The sequence below is a fragment of the Bacillus thuringiensis genome, assembly GCF_001182785.1.
Classification (GTDB): domain Bacteria; phylum Bacillota; class Bacilli; order Bacillales; family Bacillaceae_G; genus Bacillus_A; species Bacillus_A thuringiensis_S.
The window spans coordinates 1,399,343-1,416,785 of sequence record NZ_CP012099.1 but is presented as its reverse complement, the minus strand read 5'-3'; the positions used below and the strand labels follow the sequence as shown (position 1 = coordinate 1,416,785).

The following is a 17,443-nucleotide window of genomic DNA, read 5'->3' as shown; positions in this document are numbered from 1 at the left end:
ATTTACTTTTACTTAAATATACATCCTAAAAGAAGCTCAAATATTGAGAAATTTATTATCTATTATTTAGCTTCAAAAATATAAAAGCCGCCCAACAGGACGGCTTTTGTATTTGTTCATAAAATTATTCTTTTGTATAGTAATATGTTTTACTTTTCAAACTTCACATATTCACCAGAAACCCATTGATCGCCGCCAACATTATACCAACCATCTCTATATCCCCACGTTTGATATTTTTCACCATGGTACACATTTTTCACGACGCCATAGTTAGTTCCTGGACCAGTACGAACTCGTAATACATCAGTTGTAATGGTTACTACACCAATGCCATCATTTGAAGGTTTAGAAGGTGCCGGTGCATCCCCTCCTGTATAACGAATATATGATGGATCGTTATAAGTCCACTGATCGCCACCAAGGTTTAACCATCCGTTTGATTGTCCCCATACTTCGTAGGACTCACCTTTACCTAATTGACGAATAACCCCGTATCCAGTACCTGGCCCTTTACGAAGGTTAACGCCATTCCCTTCAATATACGCAATACCTGTCCCATTATTTGCCGGAGGAATAGGTGTAGGAGTTACTTTACCACCTCCATTGTATGCATTTTGGACTCTTTTAATGAAGCTATCCCATCGTCCTTCTGCTAACATACGATGAGGACAATACTTCCCGCTCCATGATTGGTGTGTACGAACTTTACTAATTGTAATATTGAACTGTTTCATGAGTTGAGCTACAACGATAGCTGCATTGTCTTCCGCTTTATAATATCGATCTCCACCATTTAAAGAATAACTAATTTCTACACTAATAGATCTACGATTACCTGAACCATTTCCATCACCACAAGCCCATGCATTACGATCTAACGGTAGACCTTGTACAGCTTCCTTATCATCTACCGCGATATGAAACGAAACTTGGTTGTCATTACGAATCATATAAGCTACTTCATTTTGTGCTGTAGCATCATTATACGTATTATGAACTGTAATAAATTCTGGATTCATTGTATAAGGACACTTTGTACCATATTTACTTGGGTCAACTAATTTTTTTCTAATTTCCATTATTGAACATCTCCTTTTTCTCTTCTTGTTTTTGTTTTCCACCCAAAATTTCAACTGCATTTGTTAATGCTGAAGGTAAGGGAATCCCCATACGACCAGCGTTTTCTAAAAGTGAAAGTAACTCATTGCCCATGAAGAAGAAAATAGTCGCTTCACGGATTGCGCTGTTACTTCCCATTGCTGAATCTAGTTGAGCGGCCGCTCCGACCAAAAGAAAAAGCACCACCTTTTTGGCGATGCCTTTGAAACCAACTTTACTTTTTAATTCTCCGTTATATCCTGCTGCAATCATGCCAGTTAAATAATCAATAACTGCCATCGTCACTAAGATTTTCAATGTTGCATCCCATCCTCCCAAGAAATACCCACAAAATCCGCCAAATGTAGCGATAAATGCTTTCATTAATACATCAATACGATCCATCTTTTCATCTCCTTATTTACAATAAAAAAGAGAGACGCTTGTCCCTCTCTCAATAAGTACTTTTATTTTAATAATATTAAATCATCCCTTTTAATATTAAACCCAAAACTGACATAGTGATTGCACTAATAATGATTCGTAAAATCCAAGTTGTATTCATGCTAATCTTTTCTAATTGCTTATTAATTGTGGTGATGTCTTTCTCATTAATTGTTGTGCGAGTTTCTAAATTACGAATATCTCGCATAATTTCTTTTTGTTCTGCTTTTAAACTGTCGATTTTTACATATACATCTTCCAATATATTCACATCCTTTTAAAATCTTAATAAAGCAATCTCTACATGATATGAGACAACCTTATTTATGGTGAATATTTCGCAGAAATTTCAAAACAAAAACCGCATTCTATTCAGAATAGTATTACTTTTAAGAATCCCCTTATAATCTATTATTGTACCGTTTTATTTGTTATTGTATAAAGTAGAAAGTGGGTGTGCACATGGAAAGTATAATTTTCTCTTTAATAGTCTTCATTGTATGCTTGATGTTATTAATAATTATGAAGCGTTTTGACAGGAAGAAACAAGATTACAAATCTATTAAAAAAGAATTAAAAAATCCTTACTCAATACAAAAAAATGGTAATCATAACGATTCAGGAACAAATACTAATGATGCTGAAGCTGACTGGATGAATGCCGTAATGACAACCGCATTTATTACAGCGTCTATGAAAAGTGCTCAGGATCATTCAGAAAATAATCATTATGATTCAAACTTAGGGAATCATGAAAACGTAAATTCATAAGATTAATTAATATTAGTGATTTAATTGACATCAAGAGTAACGTTTTTAAATCACTTTTTATTAATCTTAATGTTCGGTTCTTTTACAAAGATAACTTGCCATGCATCAAATCTGCTCGTTAATATTTTGAACCATTTACACTCCGCTTACAGTCGCCCTTTCTTTATACTCAGTACCTGTTCTAATCGTGTCATCATAGAACCCCACCATAAACTTTTTCTAAAAATAAAAAGCAGGTTATCATACATTTGTCTCTAAAAACCGTATTTTATACAAAATAAAAAACAGCTTATGGCTGCTCTGGCTTTTCATTTATTAATTTTTGTACTAATTCTTTTAATGTAGACACATCGTTTGTCAGTGTTACAACTTGCTCTTTTAGTTGTTTATTCTCACTTTTAACAGTAGTTAACTCTTCGTTAAATTGATGATACTGCTGTTGGAAAGCTGCAATAAAGATTGAAACAGTATTATATAAATTAATGGCCCGTTTCTCTTTATCTGTAAATATATCTTCCGTATCATCTGCAATCATACCGAAATACGTTTCAATTTCTTTTGTTGTATATGGTTCTGTTTGTTCTTCCGGCTTGTTCACACGCATTTGATACAGATCATACATGTCGTCCTTGAAGTTGTACTGTTTGATAGCTAAACTCATGATTTTATCAAGAGCTGAGAAAGGAATATCTTTTATGTTTTCTTTCATATTCCTAGCTGATGTAGGATTAAATGCTTTCGCCCACATTTGACCATTGGCATTTACATTTTCTTGCGCTCGCAGCGTTCTTAATTCTATATCTCGCCATCCATTACCATACACATCTTTAATTTGTAAATTCATATCATAGCCTGATACAAGACTTGCTCTTAGCATTAATCTTCCTATGTTTAAATCATGATCATTAACGCCATTGACGAAGTATATACTGTTACCAGTACTTTTTCTATCAAAATGAAACTCACCATAGTCATTTTTAAAATAATGTGGCTCTGTGGTTGTCACTATAAACTTCCCGTATCCTCGAGCCCATCCCACTGAGTTAAAAACAATGTCATTCAAATTATCAAAGTATAATCTTCCGGCTGCATATGCATAAAGATGTCCACCGTCATTCTGCATATTAATATAAGATGACCATATATTAGTGCCTTCTGCATTTTCTCCTTTAGAAATCCCAAATGTTGCATACGCTTTAGAAGGTTGATCGACTCCATTAATTCGCGGCATGACTTGATAAATATAAAACGATCCTGTGCCGGCGTATTTTCTATTATCAGAACCAAGGACTAATGAAGGTTGAATACTTCCGTCATTTGCTTCCATAAATCCTATATAACCACGCGGCCTATCTGCATCGAAAATCTTCATGTCTTGCTTATTTATTTCAACAAATCTATTTCCACTCGTTTTAAGTGTTACTCCTTCTAAAACTTGTCCTTTGATATGATTTGCTGTAATAAAACCTACTAAGTTAATTCTGTTAGCATTCAAAGTAATGTTTTCTTTACTCATATTGAATGCTGCGATTACATCGTTTTCTTTTACAGATATACTAACGCCTTTTTCCGTTAACTGAAGACGGGTTTCCATATCTCTTACATAAGATGATGTTGCAAATTGCCCATTTGCTTGCTCTTTTGTATATACCTCTGTCTTTTTGGCTGAAGCATTTATACCCTGTTCATTGATAGTAAAGCGGTTATCAATCATAGTCATTTTTTGATTAAATTGCTCAGTCGCAAGTTTGTTAGCTAATTCGCCCAACAAATCTTGTTTATTTTTATCGACTGTTTGCTTCAACTCAGGTATCTTAAATCCAGCAACATAATTTTCTACTTGTTTAAGCTCCACTTTTGCACCGATTGCTGTTGCCTGTTGTTCGAGTTTTGTATTTGCATCAGTAAGCTTTTTCCCTTGATCTGATACTACATTATTTAAATTGCTCACTGTGGAAGATAATCCAGTTGCTGTTTGTTCTACTGTAGTCATGCGTTTTTCGAATCCGGCTTGGTTATCCTGCACCTTAGTTACAGTAGATTTTACACCATCCACACTTTGCTCTAATTCATATGTTGATTTGCTGAAGTCTGTTGGAACAGATCCTTTTTCGAGTTTAGCTTTCTTGAAACGGAACCTTTTCCCTTTAGATGCTTCATTTCTAGCAAAACGAATTCTAAATCCCCAACCAGTAGCACGAACATCGATTTTAAACGTCCATGACTCACGACGCCAGTCTTTAGCTGGCACAGGCTTTTGTACTGACTCACTCCACGATCCGTTGATGTATTGGAATAAAATAAAATCTAAAAGAACATCATTTTGAATGTCTAAAGATATTGTTATATCTTTCCCTTTTTCAAAGTCTCCTATCTTAGTATTATCTAGATGGAATTGATAAAAGGCATCTGTATGATCTTGACATTCAATCGCTACGTATTCGCCAGGCTGAACAAATGATGTAACTTTATTCAATACCGCGCCACCGATCATCCCGATTGTTTGAGGTCTTTCGTTTGGACCTGTATTGATTAGCCAGTTTTCACCACCTACAGTACGAGCCTCAACCTGTTCTAACTTTATTGAGATTTTCCCAGCTTCTTCTTTAATATCAGTTGTTGTTTTCTTAAGCTCATTTGTTGTTTGCTGCACATCAGAAATAGTCTTCTTTGTACCTTCTACAGTTTGTTCGACTATATTTAATTTATTGCTAATTTCATTATCTTTTTTAGTTAACGATTCAATAGAAGTTTTAAATCCATTAGAATCCTGTTCAAACTGAGTTACTTTCTTATCGATTTCACCTTGTTTATTTTCGATATTAGAAATTGTACGACTGAAACCTTGTAAACCTTCCTGTACTTTATTGAATTGTCCTGTAGCTTGATTCTGTGCTTCTTGTACCTTTTGGTTTAATTCTGTTTTTGTGGACTCAATATCTTTATTAACCTGCTCAAGTGTTTCTTTCTTAACAGATTCAACATCTGGTACAACCGATTCCCAAGCTGCGCCTGTCCATATTTTCAAAATACCAGGCTTTCCATTACTAATATCACGCCAAAGTGTTTTATAAGGTTTCAGTCCCGTGGTCGGTGGATTCTTAGCTTCAATGATGTCTACCGTGTTATTTTTAAGATTCTCTTGAACCTTTTCAGCCAATGTTTTCGCCGCTTCGGATTCTTTCTTAGCATTATTAGCTGTTTCATTTGCATCTTTCACTAATTTATCTAACTGATCTATCAGTTCTTGCTTACTTCCTAGTGAACTAAGAATACGATTATATATCTTTCGTAGTTCTTCGTTTGGATCAGTAATTTCGCGATAATCACCAAACACATATTTATCTTGCGTAGGATCGGTAAAAGATTCATCGCCAGCGATTGTTCTCGCTTCTAAATAAAGCTTAGGTGTGAATCCAGTATCTTTAATTCGAATTGTATCTCCCTCATTGATTAACTCGTGAGCTAGTCCAAATACACGCCCTATACTTTGTGCTTGAACATCATAAGAAACCGAGGTATTCACACGTTTTGCTAATTCTGTTTTCATAAGAGTCAATAAACGTTCTGGTGTTATATCTTGTTCTGTTTCTGGTGTGTAAAATCCAAATTTATGTTTACCTTTTTCGTTCCAACGTTGAAAAGCATCGTTATCCACAATATATGGCATACCTTTGTTTATATCTGCGATAGTGAGAACTTCTCCGCCTTCTTTTTTGATAAAACCAATTAAAGCGGTACAAATGTTTTGTGAGTTTTCAATACGCTTAATTCCAACTAAATCTTTACCTAACGTGACTTCCTTTCCGGTTTCTCTTCCTCTTTTTTTCACCATGTCTACATACCAACCTACAATTTGAGAACCAGCCACTTCAACATGGTATATAATTTCTAGTTCAAATAGGGAAGCAATCTTTTTTAAGAAACTCAATGGATCTATAAATTCGTCAATAGTCATAGAATGAAATCCAGCGTACTCCGTTTTACCACGCTTCCATTTTGTACCTACGAGAGCAATATCCATAAATTCATTTACTGTCTTGCCTTCAATTTTCTGTGGACGAATATAATCATCTTTAGCAAGATTAATCCATGCACCCGATGCGTAAGTAATTACGGATCTATCGTTTGGGTCCTTTTCTACTTCAGTGATTACATAGGGAACAATACGCCCATCCCTTACTTCTTTTAATACTAAGTTTTGTTGCATAAGTGTTGCTGCATATTTCGTGTTATCAAATACTTTAAACTCTAAAGTATCGATATTATTCTTGATTTCCCAATGACGTTTATCATCCCAATAATCTTTTGGTTGTATAGCTGAAACGGTTTGACTCGTTTTAAAATCAATAATATGTAAGATTCCACTTGGTGTTCTCATCTAAACCGCTCCCTATATTTAACCTTTGCTGTTCCGATATCAGGAGGCATGATTTCTAGTGTATGCATACCTTTATTAATGACAGGAAAATTACTGAAAAAGTCCTTAATATTAATTGCATCCTTCCCTTCAATCGTTACATGACTATTTTCTGTATCAATTACAACTTTATCGCCCACATCTACTATATAAGGCGGTTTATTTTTGGTATTTAAATTTACTTTCCAAAACTTTAAATCACTAACAGACATCGCTTCTACTGGCGGTACATCTTGCCATTGCATAATACTAATCTGTATTTGAGCTGCTTTTTCCATATGATAGTTATTTTCGTCTGTCCATCGTGCAAAACGTTCTGAATCATCTTTTTCTGTCCCTGGAAGAAATTTCGAAATATACGCTTCCCACACATTCCCTGTTCTAGCTATCCATAATCGACCAAAATATTGATTCCATGTATTTGGATAATCACCGCTCTCATAAATCAACCCTGTTTTCCCTGGCTTGTTATCGTATCCAATAACCATCGTTCCAAAATTTTGTTCAGCTTGCCAATAGAGATCGTTCATAGCAATTTTTGAAAGTACCTTACTATTTTCATCGAGTATTGCTATCTCAACTCGTCCCATTTCATTGATTTTCTTACTCTTACAAGTTACGTAGGCTTGCATAATAAAATCTTGTACTGGACCACCAGGTATACTCTTTTTAACAGCTGCACCATGCCATCCTTTAGCTGTTCCAGTACCAAAATCAGAACAATAAAATTGATATTTATCTGATTTCATTTCACCGACTGGCTCACCATCTTCCATTGCGCTGACTTTACTCCATCCGACCGTAGTAGCCATTTCATCCCATACGATACGTTGATTCCTTTCTACAGGCTTTTCTACAGTTTTAAGTGGCATACCGATACGAAAATAATCTCGATCACTTAAGGATACTCCGCCGAACCATACATCTAAAAAAGTGTTTGGTTTCGTAATGTTAACCTCGATAATAGGATTAGAATGAACGGTTCCTTTGTTTTGAACATTTGCTGTTAACCCAAGCGCACCTGTTTGAAAATCTACTGTTCGAGTAGGTCCTAATTTATAAGGCATTGGACAAATAAATTTCAAAGTACCTTTACCTAACGTAACGAAATCATCAGGATTAAAATCTTCATCAATTATAGCTAAATATGTTCGGTCAGGAGTTGCATCAAATACTAGCTCGACTGCTTCTTCTGTAATTAACCATGCTGCTATTTCTTCTTTTAACGTTTCTAAATCTGTTCTATCTGGAACGATAATTCCTACAGGAACAGGAAGTGGACGAGGATCTGTATCCGTTCCTAATAATCTTGCACCTGGATATCCAGGTGTTTTTAAGAAATTACGTTTTAGAGGTGCCCATGTTGGTGGACTCCATCCTTTTTCTATTTGAATATATTCTTTTCGTTGATTGTTAAATGTAAAAGAGCTCATTTTGACACCTCATTTCTTTATAAAATAAAAGAAACCCAAACCTAAAAGTCTGAGTTTCTTTTTGCTTCTCTTTCTTGATACTCGGTTGTATAACGATAAGTACCGCGCGCCACGTCTCTTCCTTCTAAACTAACAGGTACTTCCACAACTAAATCACCACCAAGCATTGGAATTACTCCGCCTCCAGATGATCCGAAAGAATTATTAATTACTTGATTTGATACACTATTTGTCATGGCTTGTCTACTGTTTGACATACTTCCATACACACCACTCATAACGGTCTTTAATCCTGCTAATTGACTTGCGGAACTAGCCATCATACGGCTCATATCATCCACTAATTGGTTTATTTCTCCTGATACAGCAAATTGTTGTCTTGGCATGGCTGCTACGATTCCTGCACCAATATCTCCAAGTGTCTTTTTATTCAAAGGTAAAACCGCTTCTTTGCCGGCTTCTCCTGCACCTTGTAGGTTGCCACCATTCATTCCGAAGATAGTCGGTTTAGTGAAGATACCACCTTTTGCACGCCAATCTATATTGAGTCCAGAAGGGAACGTAATATCCTTCCCTAAGACATTTTTCGTACTAGTTTGCAAGCTAAAGTGTGGAAGAGGTGGCATTTCAGGTTTAGGAATCTTTAACTTCAAGTCACTAAAGAAACTCTTGATCTTCCCAATAAATTTTTCTACGCTGTCAACTGCATCTTTAATTGGATCAATAATAAAACGTTTAGCTGCTTCAAATTTTTCTTGAGCTGCATTCTTTACAGAATCAAATTTTTCCCGTGCTGTGTTGTACATATCATTGAATTTCTCTTTTGCAGAATTATAAGCTGAAATAATTGGTTCAACGATATATGTGTAAACCATCTTCCAAGCTTCAAGTGTATACCCTTTTATTTTCGCCCAATTTCCTAATATCCAATTGGATAAATCATTTAACTTTTCTTTTGTTGCGTTCCACAATTCCTGAACAGGCTGAATGACATATTGTTTTACTAAATTCCACGCTGCAGAAGTATATGATTTAACTGTTTCCCATTTCGAATTTAGCCAAGAAACTAAATCGCCAAACTTTTCTTTTACTAAGTTCCAAGTATCTATGACAGGTTGAATAATATATTGCTTAAATAGTCCCCAAGCGATTTGCGCCATAGCTTTCGCAATTTCCCATTGTGTACCAAGCCAAGTGACCATTTCACCGATTTGTGTACTTACCCAGTCGTAAGCTTCCTGGATTGGTTGGATAATGTATTGACAGATTGCTGCCCATGCAATTTGTGCACCTGCCTGTATTAACAACCAACCAGCTTCTAAAACGGTAGAAACTGCCGAAATAATTGGATCTAACACAGTAAGAATCGTATCCCAGGTTTCTTGCCATGCTTGCGTTAATAATCCCCACAATTCAGACGCTGTTTCAGTTAAAGAAGTCCACCAAGAGGAAGCTGTTTCCACAATTCCGGACCATAGACTACTAAAGAATTCACCTATCGGATCAAAGAAACTATGCATCATTTCAGTGAATGAGGCCCAAGCTCCTGAAAAGAATTCAACAATAGAATTCCACGTATCACTACATATTTGCCCTATTCCCGTCCATAAATCACTAAAAAACTGGCCTATTGGATCAAAGAATGAATGCATTGTTTCTAAAAATGAATTCCATGCATCGCTAGAGGATTGAACAATACCGTCCCAAAGTTCTATTAAATATTCCTTAATAGAATTCCATGTATCTATTGTCCACTGTTTTATAGAATCCCAATTTTGATAAATGGCAATTCCTAGAGCAACTATAGCTGCTATGATAATAGGAACTATGGCAACTATGCCTAGTGCGGCGGCGGCTCCGATTTCAAATACACCCATGACAGCTACAACTATTGGTGCAATTGCCATAAGTGCCCCTGAAATTACCCCAATAGCCGTTGCAACAGCTGCTAATGTCGCTGCTAATTCTGGATTATTAGAAATCCAATCAGCAATACTAGCAACAACATCAGCAATTACCCCTAGTATAGGTTCAAGAGCCATTTGTAAATCTCCCATTGCTTTTTGGAACTTTACAACTGGGTTTGTATCTAATTTTTTAACTGATTCATTTAGATTATCTTGATTCTTCTGTAAGTCTACTGTTTTTTCTGAAGACCTTATTAAAGTGTTTGTTAGATTTTGCCCTTGGTCTTCAAACATAGTGGCTAGGACTTTAACCCCAACTTGATTTTTCTTAATTGGGTCTTCTATTCCATCAATAGCTTTAGCTACTTCTACCATCGCTGCGGCACCATCTCTTCCACCCTTAGCGACAGATGCACCCCATTTTTCTATTTGTTCAGTTGCAATACCAGAACCATCAAGTGCTTCTTTTAAAGCTTTGTCAGCTCCTTGTGCGAATTCATTTAATTTAACCCTACCTTCTTTAAGCCCATCTAAGAGATTATCAATATTCCAACTACCTGTTTCAACGCCTGCTTCCATAATTGCTTGGACTTCCTCAGCTTTAAAGCCTGCACGGGTTAGTTGACTACCATATTCAGCAATGATGTCTAGCTGTTCTGGTGGAAAGCCCATTTTTAACAACGCATCAACCATACCAAGAGCACTATCTTGCGTTATCCCTAATTCATTTCCTATTTCATATGTTTCTTGAATTAATTCTGTAAAATCTATACCTTCATAAGAAGCTGAAATTGCTGCCGCTCCCCTAACGATTGCTGCATTCGCTTCATCACTTATATCTTTATTTAAAGCCCATTGCCTACGGACCCCTTCTAAAGATGCTTCTGCATCAACACCATAAGCGGTAACACCTCTAATAGCTTCCTCTACTGATTTTTTAGAGGACTCCGGAACATCAAATGTAATATCGATCTTTGTTTTTAATTTTGACATATCCATCGCTTTTTCAATAGCTGTTGCGATTCCGCCACCAGCCGCTAATCCACCAATAACGTTTTCTAATCCTACTTGTAGTCCTTCAAACTTCTTTTCGGTTCTACCAGCTTCTTGTTGTAATTCTCTTAACTCATTTTGTACTTGCCGTATGGAATTTCCAGCATCCACAGATCGAAGAGCTCTTTGTAATTTCTCTATATCAGTTTCTGCGCCTAATGCTTCACGGCCAATAATTCCAATCGCTTGCTCTAACTGTCGACTTGTAGCTGTTCCATTTCGAATTGCATTCACAAGACGATTTCCTAATGCTCCTGCAAAATCATCAACGCTTTTTCCTGTAGCTCTAAATAATGTTTCTAATTGCCTTGTAGAACTCGCTACATTCTCTTGCTCAGCTTTCATGTTTCCGAGTTTATTTTTCAGACCATTAAGCGATCCTTCTGTAAATTCAATTTCACGCCTGAATGCACGATATTGTTCTTCAGAAATTTTACCGTTTTGAAATTGAGCTTGTACTTGTTGTTCCGCTGCTTTCAACTTATCTAGTTTTTGCGTTGTATTTTCAATCTGCTGTGTAAGTAACTGTTGTTTTTGCGCTAATGCTTCCACATTACCAGGGTCAAACTTTAACAAACGCTCGACATCTTTTAGTTCTTTAGCTAAAGAATCGCTTTGTTTATTAACATCTTTTAGAGCGTTTTGTAACGGCTGAGTGTTACCACCAATTTCTATCGTAATCCCTTTAATTCTCCCTGCCATTTTCTCACCCCTTTCTTAGAATGAATCGAAGTCTTTTTGATTTGCCTTTCTAACTTTTTCTTTATCTGGATTCTCTAGCTCAGCGAATTCAGCAATGTAATCAAAACAATCACCAATTGTCATATCTTCTAAATCCCAGCGTGTTAATTTCGCTTTATAACAAAGAGCAAGAAACAGTTCAGTAGTAAATTCCTCATCACTGAATGTCCCTTGCTCTCCATTATTTTTCTTTATTTTTTTTTTGCTCCCATAGTAACCTGAACTAATTCCATGACCGCAGGCATAATTTCTTCAATTGGGAATTCTTCAAATCCATCTAGCCATGTCATAGGATCAGGAATATTAGAATCAGCCGTTTTAGCGTATAACCACGTTAAGTCATAAATAAGTTCAAAATCTACTTTACTCATATCGACATTAGACATATCAATAGGTTGTTCTGTCCCATTTGATGAAGCTAAAGCATTAATTGCCCCTAACCCCATCAAATCTGCAAATAAATTACGTCTGAATTGTGCTTTATATCGCTTAACTGTTGCTGCTGTAGCTTTTAATTTGACTTGCTTTCCATCGATTGTAATCGTCTTTTCCATTTACTTACGCTCCTTTTGGTGCTGCTGGTTTTTTAACGTACACTTCTTTGTACCAGTTATCGTAAATTGCTTGTGTTGTTTTAGCAGTCGTTTTCGTTTTAACCATTGGTCTTCCACCTGGTACTAAAACAATTGGGCTAGAAACAAACTTCAGTTCATTTGTATTTGGTTCAGCCGAACTTGTTTTTGTTTTGGATGCAAGTGTTGGACGACTTGCTGAACAGTTATACATAACATGTCGAGTTGCGTTCACGTCACCATCAAACTCAAATAATAAAGCGAACGGTTTTCCTTTTGCATCAGCTAATTCATTTAATACGCCATCCGTTTCATCTAATTCCTCACCCAGTGCATCGATAGCAAATTTTTCTGGGATAGTAGCAATACTTAATGTTCCATCGTAACCTTGGTTATTACTTGCTGCGTAATAAAGCATGTCATCTGCATAGAATTCAATTAAATCACCACGCGGTTCAAATGTTAGTTCAACCCCACCAGGCAATGGAATCGGTGTACCAAATTTCACTAAAAAGTCTTGAACATCATATGGAACATAATGTACATTCTTCAGACCAAACGTAACTTTATTTTCTTTATTCACCTACATCAACCTCGTTTCATAAATTTTTTGATACATTTTTTCAGATTCAATAAAAGTCCCATATGAGTCATAAGGAATTTCATGATCGTCTAGGACTTTTTCAAGTTTTTCTTCTGCAACTAAATCTTTTTTAGTTGTGTAAAGTTCAATATTTACATCGTCTATCTTGTGATACACCTTGTTATCAGCCATTAAATTTGCTGATCCATCCACAAGGAAACATATATAAGGTGGCGCTGGAACTGGCTTGGTCGGCGTTGCTGTGAAATGCGAATAAGCCACAGGATAACCTGTAGCCTCAAGGATTTTTGTTAATTCACCTAACGTCATTGTTGAACCGCCCTTTCAATACGTCTTGGCAATTCATCAATTACATATTCTTCAACTGGACGGATATGCACCTGTGCCGGAACACGCCCACCGCCAACTTTCGCATGTCCTTTTTCTAATAGGTGTGTTAATTGTCCTTGAGTATTATGGATAACAACACCATTGCCTTCTTTTTTCTTACGCCAACCTTTACGATATGCACCTGTTTTTTTAGGACTTTTCTGCTTTAATTTTTCTACGGCAACATCAGAAACTTCTTCTTGCGCTGTCAGTAATTCTTCTTCCACAACATTCGCATATCTTTGTAATTCTCTAGCAATCTCACTCGCAAAATCATTCATATTAAGTATGCTCCTTTGCGATAATAGTCAATGTTTGATACATTTCATCATCATTCATTGGCGGTTCAATAATATCAAAGATACGATCCTTCATTTTAATTCGCATTAATTCTGTAATACCTGTTGTATAAGGAATAACAAACCGATAAATTCGCGTGGACTGTGAAGCCGAAGCTTCAATGTACTCCGAACCTTTTACCGTTTTTATCATTGCCCATGCTTTTTTTACTTCTTGCCAATTGCCTGTTTCAACTTCTTGATTCAAATCATCTTTTATTACTTCAGGTTGCTCAATGATAATTCGATTTCTACAATCACCTGTATTCAGTGGTTTCTTGTACTGAAAAGGACGCATATTAATCACCGTCCAATTTAATTTCTTCTAATGCTTTATCGATACCTAAACTATTAATCTGACTTAAAAAATTCTTGTCAAAATACTCTAATGCATCGTTATAAACATAACGAGAACGTTCAAAGACTAATTCTTTGAACTCCTCGTCTTTATTTACATCATAATTCCCACAAACCCTAAGTAATGCCTTGTTAGAGGTAGAAAGGATGCGCTTTAGATTATCATCTTCCTCATCCCCTAAGTGCATCCTATCTTTAAATTCTTGTAATACTACATCTGAAATTACTGTTTCCATTCACATCATCCTTGTGTCGGTGGCGTTACTTCTTCAAGTTTCAGTGTATAAACTTGTGAAGTGTATTTATCCTTCGGTTTACCTGTAGCATATTGTTTAGCGATATAAACAGTTGCATCTTCTAAAGCTAATGTTTCTTCATACTTCTTGATTGGCTCTGTTCCACCCATTGCTGCAACATATTGACCTTTAACAAAGAATAATACTTTTCCTTGAGGTACAAACACTGATTCTGTAAGGATTGGGTTAAATGGCAAGCTAGTTACATATACTCCGGCCGCATTTTGAATTGTCGCGTTTGCCTGAATATCAAAAGTATCAAACGGATTAGTTACCATAACTACTTTACCAGCAATATTTTTTGGTCGATCTGCATCTGAACCATCAGCATTTAATTTTTTAGCTAACAATTTAACAACGCCTTTTAATTCATTGATTGTTTTACGACCTGGTTCAAATGTTAAAGTACCTACTGGCTTTTTATCTGGATACACTCCGCCAACAACACTTCCACTTGGATCTTTTAATAACCCAATAGGTTCATTCTTGCCTGTACCAGCTACAAATCCACGTTCTAAGCCTACTTTCATCGCTTCTGTAATCATTGTGCGAACATATCGTTCTACCCATACTGGACCAAGTTTTAACATGTCATTCGCTAATGGAATAAATGCCGTTAATTTAAGTTGTGAAATGCTATCTTTACGGAATGTAGCATTTAATTGACCTTTAATACCATCAAATAATGGCCCCCATACCGCAGCCCCTTCTGGATCTCCATAAACGAATTCTGTTACTGCACCTAAATTCTCTAAACCAATATGTTGTAAGAAAGGATGATCTTCAACTAAGTCATCAAAAATACGTTCTTGAGTTGTTTTAGGTAAAGTTTCAGTAGACTTAAATCCACCTTCTTCAACTACTGCATTAAAGAATTTCATTTCATCACTTGTTAATACATTAGCGCCACGAGACTGCATAATAGAACGATCTACCATTGATTCATTTACTTGATTTAAAATATCTGCTCGTACATCTGTAGCAAGTGCTCCAATCATAGAATTTAATGCTGCTGTTTGTTCTTCTGGAGTTCCCTCCTGTGTTGCTTTCGCAAATGCTAGTTTCTTTTCTTCAAAATTATTAAATTTAATAACCATATTTTATTTTCCTCCTAAATTTAAAAAGAGCGTACTCAAATTCTGTTTTGTATTAACAGGTTCTTGAATAGGCTCTTTTGGATTTGTATTTGTTTGTAAATCATTCAGAATTTCGTTTTTTAGTCCTAATAGTGCAGCGTTTAAATCTTCTTTTGTAATTCCTTGGCCCTTGTTCATTGTTCCATTTCTAAAACCATCAATTACTTTTTGTGGAAGCATGGCAGCAGTAGCCGTTGAAGCTGTCATTTTAACCTGATTCTCCATAAACATGATTTCATCTGCAAAATTGTTTTCTAATGCTTGTTGTGGACCCATCCAAGTTTCTTCAGCCATCATATTAAGTAGTTCTTCTTCTGATTTACCACTTTTAATGACGTAGGCATTCACAATTGCTCGATCTGTTATTTTCAACATCTCGGCCGCCTTTTCCATGTCACGATGATCTCCACCATGCCACTTAGCAGCATTGTGAATCATGATTTTTGCTGTTGGAGAAATTCGAACTTTATCACCAGCCATCGCAATTACAGAAGCTGCACTTGCTGCTAATCCGACAATTTGAACTTCCACATGCCCAGAATAATTTTTTAATGCCGTGTAAATTTCTGAACCTTCATCTACGTAACCACCTGGGCTATTAATTGAGACAATTAAACTCTCACCATTCGCATTATCAAGTTCTTTTGAAATCTTACCTGGGCTTGTAGCATCCATTTCAAACCAATCATAAATCCAAGCCTCATCATTAGAAATAATTGGGCCTTTCACGTCAATTTTCACCGTCATTTTCTTTCTCACCTCCTTCGGATTCATCTAATTTTTTGTAGTTCTTCGTAATATGATGGATATTGAGATTTGGATCATCTGAGTATTCATATCCAACTTCTAATCGAATCTCATTTCCAGTAAATGCACTTGAGGAAACGAGTTTGTCGATACTTGTCGCAAGATCAAAAATACTTTGATAAGAAACGGCCTTCACTTCAATTTTTTGTCCTTCAAGATACTCTCTCATTTCGAAAAACTTCACGTTTGCTTCATCTGAAATCTTTTTTAACAAAGGTTTCACTGTAAAGAGCATGTAATTTTTTGTTTGCTTCTCCACATCAGCCATTTCTCCATATAACAAAGCTGTTGGGATTCCAATAGCCATTGCGACTTGATTTAAAAAACCATTTGTTACTTTATTGATTTCTTCCACACTTTGCCCAGAACTTCCACCACCAGAAGACGTCTCACTGAATTTAAAACCAGGTTGTTGAGGCACAATTGCAATATCTTTTTCTCCAAATGATTTATACATTTTCTCAACGAACTTTTGCAATTTCCCTCGACCTTCTTCGGACTTTGCCGTCTGAGCCTCTATATCTACTACACCACGAATTTGATTTTTACGTTTTTGAGAACTTAATATCCGCCCAAATAAATCGCCATAATCAGTGAACAAGCCATCAATTAGTGGCGACAGCTTATCATTTCGATATTTCAAATGAATTACTTCACTTTGTTTAAATGAACGCTTAAACTCATAATCTTTTACTATTACATTTGTAAAAGTATCTTCAAATACAGCGAACTCATTATGTTGAAAATAATCAGCAATAAGTAAGTCGCTATCATCAGATTGAATGACTAAACACTCATTTTCATAAATTAATTTACGAATTAACTTTTCCCAGAAAGTGCTTGCTGTCATATTCTTATTCGGTCTAACATTCAATCGATAATACAGTTCATCTTTTAAAAATTCATCACCATTTTTAACTCTGAACTCCGATTGACTAATTGTTCTCCCTAAAAAAGATACACATGTTTCTACAGCTAATCGCTTCATATGAACCCTATTTGAAGTTTCTGAAACTATATCATCATCGTACATATAATCTAATTCTTTATTCTTGTTAAACACATTATCAAGCCAGCCAATTGCAATCACCCCC

16 protein-coding genes are annotated in these 17,443 nt (G+C 35.9%); 1 reads left to right on the top strand and 15 read right to left on the bottom strand.

The annotated features are described in order from the left end of the window. Positions 1-149: 149 nt before the first annotated feature. The 3 genes from AC241_RS07470 to AC241_RS07460 all read right to left on the bottom strand — a co-directional run bounded on the left by AC241_RS07470 (position 150) and on the right by AC241_RS07460 (position 1,807). The gene (locus AC241_RS07470; RefSeq protein ID WP_050843047.1) at positions 150-1,082 is read right to left on the bottom strand and encodes an N-acetylmuramoyl-L-alanine amidase; all 933 of its coding nucleotides are present in this window, start codon (positions 1,080-1,082) and stop codon (positions 150-152) included. Then, positions 1,072-1,506 carry a phage holin family protein gene (locus AC241_RS07465; protein WP_050843045.1) on the bottom strand — a complete coding sequence of 145 codons (435 nt, stop codon included), beginning with the start codon at positions 1,504-1,506 and terminating at the stop codon, positions 1,072-1,074. Before AC241_RS07465 ends, AC241_RS07470 begins: the two co-directional genes overlap by 11 nt. 76 nt (positions 1,507-1,582) lie before the next feature. Beyond that, on the bottom strand, positions 1,583-1,807 hold the full coding sequence (locus AC241_RS07460) for a hypothetical protein (protein WP_050843043.1): 225 nt from the start codon (positions 1,805-1,807) through the stop codon (positions 1,583-1,585). 200 nt (positions 1,808-2,007) lie between these two features. Between AC241_RS07460 and AC241_RS07455 the strand changes: the two genes are divergently transcribed. Then, a complete protein-coding gene (locus AC241_RS07455) occupies positions 2,008-2,316 on the top strand; it encodes a hypothetical protein (RefSeq protein WP_050843041.1) in 309 nt (102 codons plus the stop codon). Positions 2,317-2,605: 289 nt separating this feature from the next. Here AC241_RS07455 and AC241_RS07450 read toward each other — a convergent pair whose 3' ends face one another. The 12 genes from AC241_RS07450 to AC241_RS07395 all read right to left on the bottom strand — a co-directional run bounded on the left by AC241_RS07450 (position 2,606) and on the right by AC241_RS07395 (position 17,439). Then, complete coding sequence (locus tag AC241_RS07450; RefSeq protein WP_050843039.1) at positions 2,606-6,697, bottom strand: phage tail spike protein; 4,092 nt, start codon at positions 6,695-6,697, stop codon at positions 2,606-2,608. Then, on the bottom strand, positions 6,694-8,169 hold the full coding sequence (locus tag AC241_RS07445) for a distal tail protein Dit (RefSeq protein WP_050843037.1): 1,476 nt from the start codon (positions 8,167-8,169) through the stop codon (positions 6,694-6,696). The genes AC241_RS07450 and AC241_RS07445 overlap by 4 nt, the downstream gene beginning before the upstream one ends. Positions 8,170-8,210: 41 nt before the next feature. Then, positions 8,211-11,831 carry a phage tail tape measure protein gene (locus AC241_RS07440; RefSeq protein ID WP_050843034.1) on the bottom strand — a complete coding sequence of 1,207 codons (3,621 nt, stop codon included), beginning with the start codon at positions 11,829-11,831 and terminating at the stop codon, positions 8,211-8,213. Positions 11,832-12,061: 230 nt separating this feature from the next. Further along, a complete protein-coding gene (locus AC241_RS07435) occupies positions 12,062-12,424 on the bottom strand; it encodes a hypothetical protein (protein WP_050843032.1) in 363 nt (120 codons plus the stop codon). 4 nt (positions 12,425-12,428) lie between these two features. Beyond that, a complete protein-coding gene (locus tag AC241_RS07430) occupies positions 12,429-13,025 on the bottom strand; it encodes a major tail protein (protein ID WP_016124651.1) in 597 nt (198 codons plus the stop codon). Next, the gene (locus AC241_RS07425) at positions 13,026-13,355 is read right to left on the bottom strand and encodes a hypothetical protein (RefSeq protein ID WP_050843030.1); all 330 of its coding nucleotides are present in this window, start codon (positions 13,353-13,355) and stop codon (positions 13,026-13,028) included. Next, positions 13,352-13,696 (bottom strand): HK97 gp10 family phage protein, encoded by a 345-nt coding sequence (locus AC241_RS07420; RefSeq protein WP_050843028.1) that lies wholly within the window; start codon positions 13,694-13,696, stop codon positions 13,352-13,354. The genes AC241_RS07425 and AC241_RS07420 overlap by 4 nt, the downstream gene beginning before the upstream one ends. A 1-nt stretch (position 13,697) precedes the next feature. Further along, complete coding sequence (locus AC241_RS07415; RefSeq protein WP_030028310.1) at positions 13,698-14,051, bottom strand: phage head closure protein; 354 nt, start codon at positions 14,049-14,051, stop codon at positions 13,698-13,700. A 1-nt stretch (position 14,052) separates the two neighbouring features. Next, positions 14,053-14,346 (bottom strand): hypothetical protein, encoded by a 294-nt coding sequence (locus tag AC241_RS07410; RefSeq protein WP_050843026.1) that lies wholly within the window; start codon positions 14,344-14,346, stop codon positions 14,053-14,055. Between the two features lie 5 nt (positions 14,347-14,351). Further along, positions 14,352-15,503 (bottom strand): phage major capsid protein, encoded by a 1,152-nt coding sequence (locus tag AC241_RS07405; RefSeq protein ID WP_050843024.1) that lies wholly within the window; start codon positions 15,501-15,503, stop codon positions 14,352-14,354. Between the two features lie 3 nt (positions 15,504-15,506). After that, a complete protein-coding gene (locus AC241_RS07400; protein ID WP_050843023.1) occupies positions 15,507-16,289 on the bottom strand; it encodes a head maturation protease, ClpP-related in 783 nt (260 codons plus the stop codon). Continuing rightward, on the bottom strand, positions 16,273-17,439 hold the full coding sequence (locus AC241_RS07395; RefSeq protein ID WP_050843021.1) for a phage portal protein: 1,167 nt from the start codon (positions 17,437-17,439) through the stop codon (positions 16,273-16,275). The genes AC241_RS07400 and AC241_RS07395 overlap by 17 nt, the downstream gene beginning before the upstream one ends. Positions 17,440-17,443 lie beyond the last annotated feature (4 nt).